The 15,871-nt window shown below is 39.8% G+C and carries 16 protein-coding genes; 6 read left to right on the top strand and 10 right to left on the bottom strand.

The annotated features are described in order from the left end of the window. Positions 1-115: 115 nt before the first annotated feature. Positions 116-1,054, top strand: coding sequence for an integron integrase (locus J8M00_RS19560; RefSeq protein ID WP_211012183.1), 939 nt, complete (start codon positions 116-118; stop codon positions 1,052-1,054). A 1-nt stretch (position 1,055) separates the two neighbouring features. Here J8M00_RS19560 and J8M00_RS19565 read toward each other — a convergent pair whose 3' ends face one another. Continuing rightward, the gene (locus J8M00_RS19565; protein ID WP_282099833.1) at positions 1,056-1,265 is read right to left on the bottom strand and encodes a hypothetical protein; all 210 of its coding nucleotides are present in this window, start codon (positions 1,263-1,265) and stop codon (positions 1,056-1,058) included. A gap of 561 nt (positions 1,266-1,826) precedes the next feature. Here J8M00_RS19565 and J8M00_RS19570 point away from each other — a divergent pair. Further along, positions 1,827-2,348 carry a flagellar protein FlhE gene (locus tag J8M00_RS19570; protein ID WP_211012184.1) on the top strand — a complete coding sequence of 174 codons (522 nt, stop codon included), beginning with the start codon at positions 1,827-1,829 and terminating at the stop codon, positions 2,346-2,348. Positions 2,349-2,389: 41 nt separating this feature from the next. On the opposite strand, the gene J8M00_RS19575 is transcribed toward J8M00_RS19570, so the two are convergent. The 5 genes from J8M00_RS19575 to J8M00_RS19595 form a co-directional block, all read right to left on the bottom strand. Further along, the gene (locus tag J8M00_RS19575; protein WP_211012185.1) at positions 2,390-2,857 is read right to left on the bottom strand and encodes a hypothetical protein; all 468 of its coding nucleotides are present in this window, start codon (positions 2,855-2,857) and stop codon (positions 2,390-2,392) included. 522 nt (positions 2,858-3,379) lie between these two features. Further along, a complete protein-coding gene (locus tag J8M00_RS19580) occupies positions 3,380-4,294 on the bottom strand; it encodes a phosphatidylinositol-specific phospholipase C (RefSeq protein WP_211012186.1) in 915 nt (304 codons plus the stop codon). Positions 4,295-4,405: 111 nt separating this feature from the next. Further along, entirely contained in the window at positions 4,406-5,056 is a 651-nt protein-coding gene (locus J8M00_RS19585; protein WP_211012187.1) for a hypothetical protein, read from the bottom strand. A 1,153-nt stretch (positions 5,057-6,209) separates the two neighbouring features. After that, complete coding sequence (locus tag J8M00_RS19590) at positions 6,210-6,521, bottom strand: hypothetical protein (protein ID WP_211012188.1); 312 nt, start codon at positions 6,519-6,521, stop codon at positions 6,210-6,212. Between the two features lie 496 nt (positions 6,522-7,017). Next, positions 7,018-7,536 carry a Crp/Fnr family transcriptional regulator gene (locus tag J8M00_RS19595; RefSeq protein WP_211012189.1) on the bottom strand — a complete coding sequence of 173 codons (519 nt, stop codon included), beginning with the start codon at positions 7,534-7,536 and terminating at the stop codon, positions 7,018-7,020. A 193-nt stretch (positions 7,537-7,729) separates the two neighbouring features. On the opposite strand from J8M00_RS19595, the gene J8M00_RS19600 reads away from it, so the two are divergent. The 3 genes from J8M00_RS19600 to J8M00_RS19610 are packed head-to-tail and all read left to right on the top strand — an operon-like array spanning position 7,730 to position 9,589. Beyond that, entirely contained in the window at positions 7,730-8,464 is a 735-nt protein-coding gene (locus J8M00_RS19600) for an SDR family oxidoreductase (RefSeq protein ID WP_211012190.1), read from the top strand. Between the two features lie 47 nt (positions 8,465-8,511). Then, complete coding sequence (locus tag J8M00_RS19605; protein WP_211012191.1) at positions 8,512-8,907, top strand: DUF2141 domain-containing protein; 396 nt, start codon at positions 8,512-8,514, stop codon at positions 8,905-8,907. 22 nt (positions 8,908-8,929) lie between these two features. Continuing rightward, positions 8,930-9,589, top strand: a complete 660-nt coding sequence (locus J8M00_RS19610) for a TVP38/TMEM64 family protein (RefSeq protein ID WP_211012192.1) — start codon at positions 8,930-8,932, stop codon at positions 9,587-9,589. A gap of 54 nt (positions 9,590-9,643) precedes the next feature. Here the strand turns inward: J8M00_RS19610 and upp are convergent, their stop codons facing one another. The 4 genes from upp to J8M00_RS19630 all read right to left on the bottom strand — a co-directional run bounded on the left by upp (position 9,644) and on the right by J8M00_RS19630 (position 13,691). Then, positions 9,644-10,276, bottom strand: coding sequence for a uracil phosphoribosyltransferase (gene upp / locus J8M00_RS19615; protein WP_211012193.1), 633 nt, complete (start codon positions 10,274-10,276; stop codon positions 9,644-9,646). A gap of 19 nt (positions 10,277-10,295) precedes the next feature. Then, positions 10,296-10,844, bottom strand: a complete 549-nt coding sequence (locus tag J8M00_RS19620) for an NAD(P)H nitroreductase (RefSeq protein WP_211012194.1) — start codon at positions 10,842-10,844, stop codon at positions 10,296-10,298. 81 nt (positions 10,845-10,925) lie between these two features. Then, positions 10,926-11,615: an HvfX family Cu-binding RiPP maturation protein gene (locus tag J8M00_RS19625; RefSeq protein ID WP_211012195.1), complete on the bottom strand. Its 690-nt coding sequence runs from the start codon at positions 11,613-11,615 to the stop codon at positions 10,926-10,928. A gap of 114 nt (positions 11,616-11,729) precedes the next feature. Beyond that, positions 11,730-13,691 carry an NADPH-dependent 2,4-dienoyl-CoA reductase gene (locus J8M00_RS19630; protein ID WP_211012196.1) on the bottom strand — a complete coding sequence of 654 codons (1,962 nt, stop codon included), beginning with the start codon at positions 13,689-13,691 and terminating at the stop codon, positions 11,730-11,732. Positions 13,692-13,930: 239 nt separating this feature from the next. Here J8M00_RS19630 and sppA point away from each other — a divergent pair, with 239 nt between their 5' ends. Next, positions 13,931-15,799, top strand: coding sequence for a signal peptide peptidase SppA (gene sppA / locus J8M00_RS19635; protein WP_211012312.1), 1,869 nt, complete (start codon positions 13,931-13,933; stop codon positions 15,797-15,799). The last annotated feature ends 72 nt before the right edge of the window (positions 15,800-15,871 follow it).

The raw sequence follows: 15,871 nt of genomic DNA on the forward strand, positions 1-15,871 counted from the left end.
AATGTCACCAAACTAGAAATGGTTAATATATGTCACTTGTCGTATAACAGTGATATTTGACAAATACCAAGCACTGTATATATATACATATAAATAATTTAAAATGGAACTGCATATGAAATCACCATTTTTATCCATGATTCAGGAACATATGTATACGCAAAGATATGCCAAAAGTACTATTTCATGTTATCTCTATTGGATAACTGCCTTTATTCGATTTCATAATTTATTGCACCCAAAAACACTTGATGAGGAAGCGGTAGAACAGTTTTTAAGTCACCTAGCCAACCAACAAAACGTGGCTGCAAATACACAAGCTCAGGCGCTCAATGCACTAGTGTATATGTATAAAGAGATCATCAAACAACCATTGAGCCTATCGCTCAAGTTTAATAAAAGCCACCGCCAACAAAAGCTACCCATTGTATTGACTGAACGGGAAATCGCAGCACTGCTAACACACTGCCCTCATCAACATTTACTGGCAGTATCTTTGCTTTATGGCAGTGGTTTAAGGCTGATGGAAGTACTGAGGTTACGAGTACAAGATATTGATTTTGATTACCATTGTATTCGCATATGGCAGAGTAAAGGAGGAAAAAACCGAGTGGTTACACTTGCCGCTCACCTCATAGAGCCACTTTATCAACAAATCAAAGTCGTCAGTGCGTATTTACAAAGAGATATTCAAAACAAGCAATATGCTGGAGTCTGGTTGCCACACAAACTCAGAGATAAATATAAAAGCGCAAACAAACAACTTCGCCGTCACCATTTGGACCCACGGCAAATTCAAAGAGCGGTAAAAACGTCAGCAACAAGGGGAAAGATCACAAAACCTGTCACTCCACACACTCTTAGGCATTCTTTTGCCACTCACCTACTCCAAAATGGTGCGGATATCCGAACTGTGCAAGCTCAACTTGGACATACAGATGTTAGAACAACACAAATTTATACTCATGTTATCCAACAAGGCGCGCAAGGAGTAACAAGCCCATTGAGTAAAGTTGCCACAGATCAAATAACGCCCTTTAGCAAAGTAAAATAACTCACTCCACCAAAGCCTTACTTGGATCTAAATAAAACATCTTTTTCCAGCCTTGGGTTTCAAGTGTTACAAGCCAAGGTAGCGGGACAAGTGACAAGATAGAATAATGCACATGAGCGGGTTTTCCTTTGGCGTTGCCTGTATCGCCCGAAGTCCCAATGGGTTGACCTGAACTTAACCACTGACCAGAAATGATTTGTGTCTGTCCCATAATGCTGTATTGCATGATGCGCTAGAAGCTAAGAGGTGCCTATTTCTATCTCGTTTTTATATGTGGTGCGCTTGCATGTTGAATTCGGGGTTTTAAATTTTTGATACCTTACAGTTATCGCTCTAAGTGCATTTAATAGCGCATTTGGGTTGCAGAAAATTACTGAACATAAATAATAACCAGCATTAAGCTTACCCTTTATCAAAATTATTAGCATGATCAAAGAACTTGATTTTGCATCTTACGCATTTCTTTATTTTTGATGCCTAGATCTTAATTTATCTATGCCACACTTAGCTTTGGCTTGTGTTTAAGACGTTTCAGCACACTTTTTATTCACGCGTTGGTTCTTTTAAAGCTGTATCGAGATCATTCAGTCACATTTACACACGCACTCAACATTTAATCTTTTCTGCTTATAATTTTAGGGAATCACTTTTTGACCGCTATATATGTAATGCTTTAACAATTTCTAAATAATATATTGTATACATTAATATTGACACAGCTTTCTTTGATTGATAAAAATTAAACGAATTTACGGAAAATAGGAAAAGGAAAATGTTTAAAAAAACCGCTAAATGCTTTACGACCTGTTTGGCTTCTTCAGTCCTTTTATGGACTGGCATCTCCAGTGCCGAAGTACAACAAGAAGAACTTCTCACCCCGACAATCTCTGTTTCAACTGAGCAAATACCACCTAGTAATGTGGAAAGCCCAATCACAATAAGTGGTGGCGCTTGGGTAAGCAGTGGTACAGCACCAACAATCAGAAACTCAGGGTTGTTATACACATTAAATTTACCTGTGGTGGGCTCTGTACCTTTCGGGTCTAAGATAAATGTTGTGAATTATTCTTGGAGCTTTTCAAAAGTTCCGCCCGGTATGATTGTATATCTTTGTTGGAATTCGACATCAGCGTGCGTCGATGTTACGTCGAACAAATCAGGTAGATTAACGAACTTTGCTGGTTTAGACGCAAATAAAAAGTTCATTTTCGCCTACGGCGTTCGTGGTAATGGCAGCGCAATTTCTCCGCCAGCATATGGGCAAAGAAGCCAAGTAATCGTTAATTACGATTAATGAAATATTTGGGCCTTTTGACAAGGCCCAATACCATATCTTCATGCATATTGGTCTACACTTAACATCCCAGATTTAGCTTGATAGTCCATTGGAAGAGACTTGTTAAAGGAGATAATTTCTTTAAATATCTCTGCATCTGATGCCCCTTCTCCCTTCATCCTATTAAATATTTCGATTCGCTGCTCTGTCACTTGCGCGGCAACTTTATCAAATTCAACTGAGCGATCGGCCCAATTTTTAAATGCAATCGGATCTGTAAGAGGTGGTGCTTCGTTTAAGTTGACCATCATCTTATTGGGGATAAATGTGATTGCTTCGGCCATTTCTTCTGCAAATTTAGGCTCATCTTCTACCTTCTTTGTGAATGTGTCCCAACCATGATTTATCTGTGAAGAGTGAGCATTTTGAGTGTCATGTGTTGAGGGCCTAGCCGTGTTTGACGTTTTGGCTGATGAATATTGTGATGAGTAGTTTGATACGTTTTTGGGGTTAGTGTTTAAAATCATGACTTATCTCCTTATGTCTGATGATAAACACTGCAAGCTTTAAGCCAGCATTTGGACGTACTTATTAATTGAGCGCAACAAGCTAAAATGTTAACTAGGCTGCATTTTTGTGAAATTTAATGCCGCCTCATGGGCGTGCTTTTGCCGCTTTTTAATCGATAGAGCAGTTAACATAGATATTTTAGTTTGCTTAGCGTTGGCCTACCCTCCGATTCTTTAAACACTATAGTTAACTTAGTGGTGAGCTTTAACTTTTTTCCGGTTGGATATTAAGTCTGGATAAGATTAGCTGGGAGCCTGTGATAAATCCGCACCTGACTTCGGGAATACGCGGCTGCATCAAATAAAGTGAGAATGTCGAATTCTTCGCACCTTTTTTTCAGTGATAAAGACAAGAGTACTTGGATGTGTTCTTGAGAAAAACAAATTGGTTCTTTGCTCAAAGCCTATGATAGTTAAAATGAGACTTGTCACAAGCCTCTAGCGCTTGTGAATTTGTGTCTGTCTCATTTTGTTGATTTCCTAAGTGGCTTCCATACCACTTAGACTAACATTATGATTTGTATTGATAATAAGTCTTACATTTTCGTTATCAATATTGCCAGTTTCATTATTATAAAAATCGAAAACAATAATGCCCAGCCTGCTGCCTTGGCATTTATCTTTTAGATATTTTGTTAGGCCGGGATTCATTTTGGGGCTCACTTTACCAGCTCCTCCCCCCCATGCATATTGATAAGGAGTATGTGAAGCAAATGCGATGCTATTGTAAGTAATATACATTTCGCCATTCTCTGGTGCATTAGCCGCGCTGTTAATTGAAGATTGAACAGCTGCCATTTTTTTATGCGTATTGTGCTCTTTATATTGATCCTCAATCCTAAACACTTGTTCTTCTGGTGTAATTAGGGTAAATGTTGCATTATCTTTCCAACCTTTGGATAAATCTATGCCAAGGTTGCCTGAAAACCTTCTAAACAAGATGATTTTCCCTCGAGATTCACGCAATGTGGGTATCTTAGTCTCCAAGTAAAATAAATTTTTAAAAGCGTCTTCTTGTAGATAAAAATTAAACTTTTCCTGTACATGTCTAACACCGCTTGTTGCCGCATTGATTAACATGACGATGGTTTCATCTGTATTTTCTGAAAGAAAGCTCTTACATTCTTTGAGGACAGTGCCGAATGTAAGGTCACAATCTGAATAACTATGATAAATATTTAGTGGATCTTGTTTGTTTCCGTTTGTTTTTACACGGATATCGAGAAAACGAATACCATCTTTTAGCTGGGTAGAAATATCAAAATTTTGTGTTCTAGCTCCTCCTGGCGGGGCTTTTTGAGTACCCGAATCATGTGTGCCTGGCATGGATATTTTATCTAATGTTAAATTATTACTCAGGGTACTCATCCAATTCTTTGTACTTACAGATGCCATAAAATACTCCGTTCCCGCTGTTATTTGGGAGTTGTTTACAAGGTAAATATTACTCTGAATTAAAGCCTTGTATTGACTACTTCAACGTCAGGCTTTTTTTTAAGACAAGACTTAAGGCCGTTTATAGAAACCTGTCATATTGATATCTGTGTCAGAATTGTCCATCTGGAATAAGAATAACTCGACAGCAGTTGTTGATTCACTTGTTCGCGCCGCAATTGAGCCTGAGCCGACTTGACGATTACTTAAAATATCAACAATGAGTTTAGCACTATCGATGACTGAACCTACTGGATCATCTGTAATGATGTCGGCTTCGAGGCTCAAAGTGTCTGAGACTAAATTGACTGCATACTGTTGATCTACATTGGTCCATGTTACGCCGACCATGTATTTAGAGCCAATCCACCAGTTATTGTTACCTGAATAATGGCCCTGACCTAAAACGAAGTCATCAAACGTATAGGTGACACCATTTTTCATGTTGAATACTAAGGTGCCAGTTACAGCAAAGTTAAGACTTGATGGCGAGTGGCTGCTGTATGTTTTAGCAATGCCTCCAATGTTAATTCTTTCGTTAAACCAAACAGCTACCTCACTTGAATTGTGGCGTCCGGCTTTTACAGTGATAGTTCTACCGTCACAAGTAACACCGTCATATGGTTGCCCTTCGGTGACTTTATGCTCTTTAACTACGAAAGAAATGCTGGAAAGCCCCTCAAGATTGAAAGTAAATTCATTATCATGCGACTTCTTTTTCATGTCCACTTATCCTTATTTTGTAATGCGGTTATACTCATGAGTAAATGTGTATAACTACCCTCGAGTTACTATACATCTAGGATTATTAGCTAGGAGTAAGACAAACACCATTACACTTTATTACCCCATGTTCTAAAAGGAAGTGCGCCATTGATATTCTAAACCAGCGCTGATAGGCGCGTACTCTTGATCGAAAATATCCTCCAATTGCGTCACACAGAGCTGAAGTTCATTTTTAACCGGTTTAGTTGCCAAGATAAAATTACCCGTAAAATTGCAAAGGCACTTTTACGCTCCCATTCCATTTTTACCCAAGAACTGAAAGAAAAACCTATGATTATTACGTACCAACATATTGTCTAAATCCTGCTTGGGACACCAACAAAGCCAGAATATAACAGGAAAATTGAAAACAACGGTTGCTCGTTCATAAACATACGGTACGCTTTGGTTAATAGTGGTCTACCAAGCGACTCAGGACGCCCAAATCTGATAGGAGTTTCACTATGGCATATATGGATAGATGAGAGTAAAGGACAGACACTTTTTCGGGATGTTTAAACCGCGCTCAAAAAGCCTAGTTTGTTTAGTAAAGAGTCAGACCTCATTAAAATTAAATCTGCTTCTTCAGAATCAATTGTTTTCCCATGAGCAGCTGTAACTCCCCCATACGCTCTGACCCCAGCTTTGAACGAATGTTTATTGCTGTTTTTTGGGTTTCTCATCTTTTGATATGTTCGGCATCAAAGTTGTGACAACCGTCAATCTCTATGTGAACTGATCATCGTCTTTATACAAGAACTCAGTTTTAACTTTGAGCCTTTCAAAGTTCAATCCTACCAAATGCTGTCGTCTAGACATGTCAAACAAGCTAGGTAATTACCGCAGCCTTGGTGAATGAAAACTGTATAAATAATCAATGTGCATAAAGCTAATTTAAACTAAAAATTTTTAGGTCTAATGAAATAGATTCTATTTTTTCTTACCCTATGGACCAGTCGGTTCAGACAATAAAAAAGCACGGTATCAAAACCGTGCTTTCAGTTTAAAGTAAGGTTTAAAGGCAAGTCTACTTGCACCTTCCCGCTCATTATACATCACGAAATGTAGAGTATTTAAGCAGCAATTATTAAATTCAAACAGCTACTTTAATTTAACCTTGGATAGAAATAATTCTTACGTCACTGTATTTGCTGCCAGTGTGATCCCAGTACCTTACCCAAACTTCTGCATTCGATAACTTAGCAGCAAGCGCTGTAGAATACATCATTTCAGCTCGCTTATTTCCCACTTTACCAATTAACATCCACTCATCGCTAGAGTCAATTCTCATTAGCAGCTCATCAGATGAGTTAATGTAGACACGTGTAATTTTTGTCGAGTAGTCATCTTTTTGTGCGGCTGATGCTTGGAAAGTTGGCAGAGCTAAAGCAAATATTAAACCGGTAATTACTTTTTTAAACATTAATTCTATTCCTTTAATTATTAGGTAGTAGTTATTTTTTTCTTATAATGGTGCCATTCGCCCATCGAGTTAAGAAATTAACCTTTGAGCTTAATGCGATAAGATCATACACAACAACTGAAGTATTTCTCAAGCTAAAATTTAATTTTCCATATTCGATGGCAAGAATAATAGTGAGATTTTATGACATCCCCATTACCACACAAGCTAATTAAAGCTTAATCGAAATTAAGTTATAGCTAATGATTACACGCACACGCAACAGTTAATAAAAGCTAGCAATGTCCTTACCAAATTTTAAATCCTGAAAAAACATTCAAAAATACGAAGTTAGCTGTCAACTTTTAGCTCAAAATAGTTCGACAACCATAAGCTAATAAAGAGAATAGTTAGTGACATTTACATTTTAATTAATAGAAGTACATCCATATATTTTAATATTAATAAGCAAATTAAGGTTAAAAATGGAAATGAGAAGCAAGAGCTAGCTAGTAAGCTACTTATTCTTAATTCTACTCAATGCCACAGGTGTTATCCCTAAGTACTTGGCTATATCATTCTGAGTTAGGTTTTTTACAAGCTCAGGTTCGGCGCTACATAAATTTTCATACCGTTGCGTTGCAGATAAAGTGAGTAACTCGAATTCCCTGCGCTCTTTTTTAAGTGATAAAGACAAGAGTATTTGGATGAGCTCTTGGGAAATCGAAATTGATTCTTTACTCAAAGTAAGTAACGCTTTAAATGGAACTTGGATAAGTTTACACGCTTCGATTGCTTGCAAACTGAATGTACTTGGGACGTGGCAATGCGCGGCGTTCAAGCTGCCAATGATTGTGCCAGATTGAACAAATGACTTTATGGTTTCTTTACCATTCTCGGTCAAGTAGAACGCTTTTAATAAACCTGTTTTAACAAGGTATACATAATCACACAGTTCACCTTGAGCAAAGACCTGCTCCCCTTTTTCAATTTGGATCAGGGTGCCATTTGTCTCAATAAATTTTTGCAATTCCATTTCAGCTCCTTTTTATTTGTTGGTACGAAGTGATCAGCCCACGGGATCTTGTTTTCCTCGTAATAGTGCCCTACTAACTTCTACGAAATTGTCATAAACACCAAAATTTATTGTCAGTTTTAACATAGGTTAATGCTCACCATGCATTTGAACTTTTAAAGTATCAACCAGATTCACTACTGGAGATACATACGTGAACTTAGTCAATAAAGTGATAGTCATTACAGGCGGCACGTCAGGTATAGGCCGCCAAATTGTAGAACAATTGCACGCACAAAATAAAATTGTTGTCATTGCACGAAATAGTGATCGGCTCGAACAATTAAAAAAAGGATACAAAAATGTGATATGTGTTGCAGCGGATCTCTCTGATCCCAACTGCTACAAATCGCTGTCAGAACGAATACAGGCTGAGTTTCCAAAGATAGACGTTTTAATTAATAATGCGGCTATCCAGAACGAGCCCCTTTTTACTGACACAAATTTCGAATATGAGCAAATTGTACGAGAGATCAATATCAACTTCACAGCTGTATGTTCGCTTTCATATTTGCTTATACCTGCGCTAAACGAGAGCGGCCCCACTGCTGCGATCTTAAACATAAACTCTGGCTTGTCTTTTGTTGCGAAAAAAAGTGCATCCGTTTACTGCGCGTCAAAAGCAGCCATTAATCTGTTTTCACAAAGTTTAAACTACCAGTTAGAACACACAAATATCAAAGTATTGCAGGCATTTATCCCACTTGTGGATACTCCTATGACCCAAGGTAGAGGAGACAACAAAATATCTGCTGAGGCAGCGGCCAGAGCCATTATTGATGGTTTGAAGCGTCAAAAATCTCAGCATGATATCGGTAAAATAAAGCTTCTACGCGTGTTGAATGCCCTCACCCCAGCACTGGCCAAGCGCCTGTTAAAAGGATCTTAATCATGATGCACACCTTAATTAAATTAAGCACTTTAGGAATAATGTTAATGGCAACTAAAAGCATAGCTGCAAGCAACGTACAGATAAAAATAACTGACATTGATACCAATCGCCCCGGACAAATTATGGTGATGTTATTTGAAAAAGAAGGGTTCCCAGTCAAACATGACAAAGCAGTGCAAACGCAGTTCCATAGCCCTACCGAAGCATCATTACTTGTCGAGTTTACAACCACCAAACCAGAGTTCGCTATCAAGGTTTTACATGACGAAGACAACTCGCAAAAGACTTCTAAAAATTGGACTGGGATTATCCCATCGGAAGGTCTTGGGTTTTCAAATGGAGCCAAAATTAGCTGGCGTGGCCCGCCAAAATTTAACGATGCAAAACTCACTCTTGCAGACATACAAAGGCCTATTTCAATCCCAATAAGTTACCCATAATACACTTGATGGAGTCATTGTTATGAAGCCCCTTTTAAAAATCATGTTGATATTGTTTTGTTTCTTTGCCTCGACTTTTTTTGTGCTTAAAGTGAGTGGATTACTCGGTATTGATGAGATTAAAACCTGGCTAAATACAGCTAGTCAACTCAATGTATATCTGGTGGCATTCACAGTGATTGGTTTGCTTTTTTTAGATTTGTTTATTGCTATACCGACGCTTACCCTCATTTTATTAGCTGGCTATTTCCTTGGGGCAATCATTGGTGGCATCAGTGCTATTGTGGGATTATTACTCGCAGGCATAACAGGCTACGCCATCAGTTACAAATACGGCAATAAGCTCTTTGATAAACTCGTAACGAATCCTGCTGAGCGAGCTGATGCAATTGCACTATTTCAAAAACGAGGTCCAGTGGTTATCCTACTTTCCAGAGCAACACCTATCTTGCCTGAAATCTCCGCATGCATGGCTGGAATGACTAAAATGCCATTTAAACATTTTATTTCGTATTGGCTGATCAGCACCTTGCCGTATGCTTTAATTGCAGCTTATGCAGGGTCAATTAGTACCCTCGAAAACCCAAAGCCAGCTATTTACACTGCAATTGGATTAACCGGATTTTTCTGGAGTTGTTGGTGGGTTTTTAACAAAAAAGTTGTTCAACCTAGACAAATTTGACAACGGGGTTTATCTATCAAGGCTGACAAACATTGGTTTGTCAGCCAAAGAGTCTTAGGCCTGAGTGCCAAATATTTTATCACCAGCATCTCCTAGACCTGGCACAATGTAGCCATTTTCGTTGAGGTGACTATCAAGGGCCGCTGTATACACATCTACGTCTGGGTGTGCCTTTTCAACAGCTGCAACCCCTTCTGGTGCTGCGACTAAAACAATGGCCGTAATGTTTTTACAACCGGACTTTTTGAGCAAATCAATTGTCGCAATTAATGAGCCGCCTGTTGCTAACATGGGATCGACGACTAACGCTCTTCTCGATTCTAAATTACCTACTAATTTTTCGAAATATGATACTGGCTCAAGTGTTTCTTCATTTCTCTGCAATCCGACAACACTGATTTTCGCAGCTGGCAATAACTGCATGACGCCATCTAACATACCCAGGCCAGCTCTTAGAATAGGCACTAGCGTGATTTTTTTGCCTTTGATCTCTTGCACATCTAAATCATCACCCGTCCAACTTTTTATCGTTGTAGTCTCTGTTGGTAAATCTCTTGTCGCTTCATAAGTTAGCAAATTGCCAACTTCCGACACCAACTCGCGAAACTTTTTAGTTGAGATGCCATGTTCTCTCAATAAGCCAATTTTGTGTTGTAATAATGGGTGCTCAACAACATGTAGTGCCATAGGTTGCCTCGTAAGTAATTTATAAATCAGTAAAAAATGTGTTTGGTTCGTGACGAACCGGTTTAGTACACTGAACCGTAGGAGTACCTAAATATAAATAGCCGACTATTTCGTCTTTTTCATTTAAACCAAGCTCACGTTTCACGGCTGGGCTCTGTGCAAAATAACCTGTTCTCCAAACACCTGACAGGTGCTGTGCAAACGCGGCCTGTTGCATTGCAAAACACGCACATGCAGCACTTTCAATTTGTTCAACACGGGGAACTTTCGGGTGTTCTTGGTGAGGAGAGATTGCAATAATTAACATAGGAGCACGATGAGGCAACTCTTTAGCGCGCGAGACGGTGCGCTCATTTTGCTGCTCTTCGACTGCTGCGTTGTAATAGATTTCCCCCAATTTGTCACGGGCATCTTCATTAACAACGATAAACTTCCATGGTGCAAGCCCGCCATGATCAGGTACTTTTAACGCTGCTTTTTTTATGATTTCTAGTTGAGATTCGTTCGGACCTGGAAAGGATAAATTGCTGTCAGATTGACGTGTCAGCAAAAGCTCGATGGCATCCATATAAATTCCTTAATAATAAACAAACACTTATTATTGTAACGTGAAGTGTCAGGGAAAGTTTAGCACTTTCCCTGATATTTTTTAGGTCTTTGTCGAAAGCCTTTTCGCTATCCAATAATCAACGCTAAAGAAGCGTCCTCCTCCGGTAAAAAATAAACTTAAAAACATTACAAAATAGATAGCCGCAAATTCTATTCCGTTGTTTAAAATCACTATGTTACCTTTTTCATAGAGATACTCAGGAAATCCATGGGAAGATACAATTGACTTGATACGCTCAAGACGCTCAGATACTTCAAGGCTATTTTCTAAGCTTTGTTGAGCAGTCTCACTCCCTAACCACGCAAAGACCTGAGCTGCACTGGTATCTGGATTAGCTGGTGCGACCGAAAACCAGCCGTTGTGCCAATGGACTTGCGTCGCTGCAATGAACATAGTCACCATTAAGGGAATGGATACTAGGCGCGTTAACAGCCCGAGTAAAATAAGCCAGCCACCCAAAAACTCAGTCCAACCAGCTAAAAATGCGAGAAAATCAGGAAATGGTAAACCCAGTCCCCAGTCAGGGTTACCAAACCACGCAACAACGTTTTCATCTGCCATTAAACTTTCGAAAAAACCTGCGTCTGCTTTACCTAAATTCAGCTTGTTGTATCCTGCAATGATCATAACAGGCGCAACAATTAGCCTTATTAGAAGTGGTGCCAAGCCACTCATAATATCGACCTTTTCAATGCTAGTTTGATATATGGATTGAATTTTATTAATCATAGAACGATTTACACCTTTGATAGTATTCATACAGTGTAGACCGAACCACGTGAAGTTTTATTACAGCATAAAAAAATCGGCGCTTTGGCGCCGATTTATTCAGTCTATTGTATTTTATATCTTTCTAGCGACTTGCAACGCTTCATAAATAGCGCGCTTAGCATCTATGGCACTTGCCAGCAACGCGCCGCCAATCACGTGATGATTACTTGGAAGGCCCTCTCGGTCAAAATGGTTTTCATTAGACGTTTGACCAATACATGCAATTACTGTATCAACGTCAAGCGTTTGCTCTTTGCCGTCAATTTTAACTACCAACCCAGCATTGGAAAAAGATACATATTCACAACCAGCGATTTGCTCCACTTGGTGATGTTTGGCAACCGCTCTATGGATCCAACCTGTCGTTTTTCCTAATCCTGAACCGAACCGTCCAGCGCTTCGTTTTAGCATATATATTTTTCGCTTCTCTGAAGATGGTACAACGTCTTGCTCAATGCCCCATTGACCCTTAAAGTCGTCGATAGACTGGTTTTCTGGCTCGGTTAAAAAGGCGACCATATCAAAACCAATCCCACCAGCACCTAGAATAGCAATTTTATCGCCAAGTTGGACCTCTTTGCGGATCACTTCATCGTATGCCAAAACACGTTTACCGTCACTACATTCAATTTTTGACATACGCGGACTCACACCTGTTGCAAAAACAACATCATCAAAGTTGGTCGCCATATCATCGTTATAAGCTTGCCCTAATTCCATCTTGACGCCCAGCCGCTCTACTTCGTTTAAAAAATATTTGAGTGCCAGCTTAAAGTCTTCTTTTCCCGGGATCCGCATAGCCAGATTGAATTGGCCACCGGCATGTTCGTTTTTATCAATGAGGGTGACGTTGTGACCTTTTTTGGCTAAATAACAGCTAACTGATAATCCTGCGGGGCCCGCTCCCACAACTAACACATTTTTAGCTTTTTGTGTTTTATCTAATGGATAATCCAACTCAAACCCAGCCTGTGGGTTTACTAGACACGTTGCACGTTTACCTTTAAAAACGTGATCAAGGCAGCCTTGGTTGCAACCTATACAAATGTTGATTTGCTCAGATTTGTTTTCAGCATATTTGTTAAAAAAGTCCGGATCTGCTAACAATGGCCTTGCCATGGATATTAAATCAGCTTCGCCATTATCCAAGATATTGTTAGCAAGTTCAGGGGTATTAATTCGATTCACCGCGACCACAGGGATATCGACGACATCTTTGAGTCGTTTAGACGCCTCTCTAAACGCGCCCGGCGGAACCATACTAGCAATGGTTGGTACTCGTGCTTCATGCCAACCGATACCCGTATTGAGTATATCCACACCAGCAGCTTCAAGTGCCTGAGCCTGCACTGTGACTTCCTCACTGGTTGACCCGTTCGGCACTAAGTCCATCACTGATAACCGAAATACAATGATAAATTGAGCTGATACACGCGCTCTTACTGCTTTTACTATCTCAATCGCTAAACGCATGCGATTATCGAGTGTACCACCATATTCATCATTGCGATGATTAGTATGCGGCGCCATAAATTCGTTAATCAAATATCCCTCGGATCCCATGATTTCAACACCATCGTAGCCTGCTTTTTCTGCCATATAAGCTGACTTAGCAAAATCTTTTACAGTGCTTTTAATCATGCCAATAGACATAGATTTTGGAGTGTACGGGTTGATCGGCGCTTTTAGTTGACTCGGGCCGACATTAAACGGATGGTAAGCGTATCGGCCAGCATGTAACAATTGTAGGCAAATTTTCCCTTGATGCTGGTGGACTGCCTCAGTATACGCTTTGTGCTTAATCACGTCATAGCGGGAGTTAAAGGAAGACGCAATAGGTGTCAACTTTCCTCGAATATTAGGGCTATATCCGCCAGTTATGATCAATCCGACGCCCCCTTTTGCCCTTTGCTCATAAAACGCTCTTAGTCTTTTGCGATTATGCCAACCCTCTTCTAACCCCGTGTGCATTGATCCCATTACCAAGCGGTTACGTAGCTCAGAATTTTTAAGTTGTAGTTTTTGTTCTAACATTGCTCGCCCCAATGTAACTGGTCTTACCTGTGAACATTAACCAATTTATAGATTTTGGCAAGTAAAAAGCACAAATTATTTATTCAAAACCGGATAAATTTATAATATTTATGGTATTTTGCGACTAAAGTGAACGAAGTAATACTTAGTTACGTTTTATAGTTAACACTCATTGCACAACTAAGTTATGATACTAATGAGAGCATTTCGGTACTAGAACCAGAGGAATAACATTGAAGCTGATCGCAAAACTATTTAAAGGCTTATGGCATGCGTTGAACTTCTCACGCAGGCTACTTGTAAACTTGGTATTTGTTGTACTTATCATTGGCCTCGTCGTGGCTATGATGACATCTGAAGAGGAAATCCTCGTCCCTCAGGATAGCGTGTTAAGGCTAAACCTATCGGGTAAGCTGGTAGAGCAACTGACCTATGTTGATCCAATTGATGCCGCATTGGATGACACATTCGGTTCAAAAGAAAAACCGATGGAAATACTTGTTGACGATGTAATTAAAGTCATTAACAACGCATCCCGCGATAATCGTATTAAGGCGATTCATCTAGATCTAAGAAACTTATATCACGGTCACCTAGATAAGCTGCGTGATATAACAACTGCTATCGAAGCGTTTAAAGCATCAGGCAAACCTGTATATGCTCACGGTCCCTACTTCACTCAGACTCAGTATTATTTAGCGTCTACAGCCAATGAAGTCTCCATGCATCCGTATGGCGGTGTAAGTATTAAAGGTTTTGGAACCTATCCAATGTACTTCAAAGATGCGCTAGAAAAATTACAAGTTACTCAACACATTTTCCGTGTTGGTACATACAAGTCAGCAGTTGAACCTTTTATCCGAAATGATATGTCTGACGCAGCAAAAGAAGCTAACAAGCTATGGCTATCAAGCCTTTGGGAGCAATATAAAGAAGATGTTGCAGCAAGACGTCCGTTTAACACGGACAATTTTGATGAAACCCTAACCCAGCTTGGCGAGAAAATGGCTTCAGTTTCAGGTGATTCAGCGCAATTTGCGATGAAATATGGTTGGGTTGACGCGCTTGAGACTGATCAAGAGTTCAATGATAAACTCGTTCAGTTGGTTGGTACTCAGAACAAAGGCAACAAATACAAGCAAGTTAAGTACAGCGAATACTTGGCTTCAATTACAAGTTTCCAAGCCATTCCAAACCCGCTCTCGGATAAAGTTGCTGTAGTTGTAGCCAAAGGCCATATTGTTGACGGCAAGCGCAAAGCAGGCGTGATTGGAGGAGACTCCACAGCTGCTTTACTACGAAAAGCACGCATTGACGAAAATGTTAAAGCTGTTGTACTACGTATTGACTCAGGCGGTGGTAGCGTATTCGCTTCAGAGCAGATCCGCAATGAAGTGTTGGCGATTAAAGCTGCTGGCAAACCAATTGTTGCATCTATGGGCTCTGTTGCTGCTTCTGGTGGCTACTGGATAGCTGCATCGGCCAATGAAATTTGGGCATCTCCCAGTACTATCACAGGTTCAATTGGTATCTTTGGCACTATCTTTACATTCGAAAACTCTTTAAAAGAGCTTGGGGTGTATTCAGATGGCGTGGCAACCACAGAGCTTAAATCTTCTTCAATTTCACGTGGTATCGACCCTCAGTACGCCGACATCATTCAAATGGGTGTCGAAGATGCGTATGACAAATTCCTCTCTGTTATTTCTGAAGCTAGAAACTTGAATAAAGAAGATGTCAATGAAGTTGCTCAGGGTCGCGTTTGGTTAGCTCCTCAAGCATTGGAGTTTGGCCTGATTGACAAGCTAGGTACGAAAGAACAAGCCATTGAATCAGCTGCTGCACTTGCGAGCCTTGAGCACTATGACGTCATTAATGTTGAGCAGACTCTGACCGATAAAGAACGCTTAATGCAACAAATCTTTGGTGCAAAAGTCACTCAATCTTTACTGCCTACGGCATCTCAAACAGATACGTTACAAAAAGTGTCGCAGCAAAGTATTGGTAACTTAATATATAAAGTTCAGCAAAGTGCCAACATGATTGAACTATATAATGACCCAAATAGTCTATATAGCGTGTGCACCATGTGTGATGTGGCACAATAATTCAATACCATAAGGTTAATGAATAAACTGCAATGTGATGCTGCAGTTGGTATACTAAGCCCAGATTCGTAT

The sequence above is a fragment of the Pseudoalteromonas luteoviolacea genome (assembly GCF_018100925.1).
GTDB classification, from domain to species: domain Bacteria; phylum Pseudomonadota; class Gammaproteobacteria; order Enterobacterales; family Alteromonadaceae; genus Pseudoalteromonas; species Pseudoalteromonas obscura.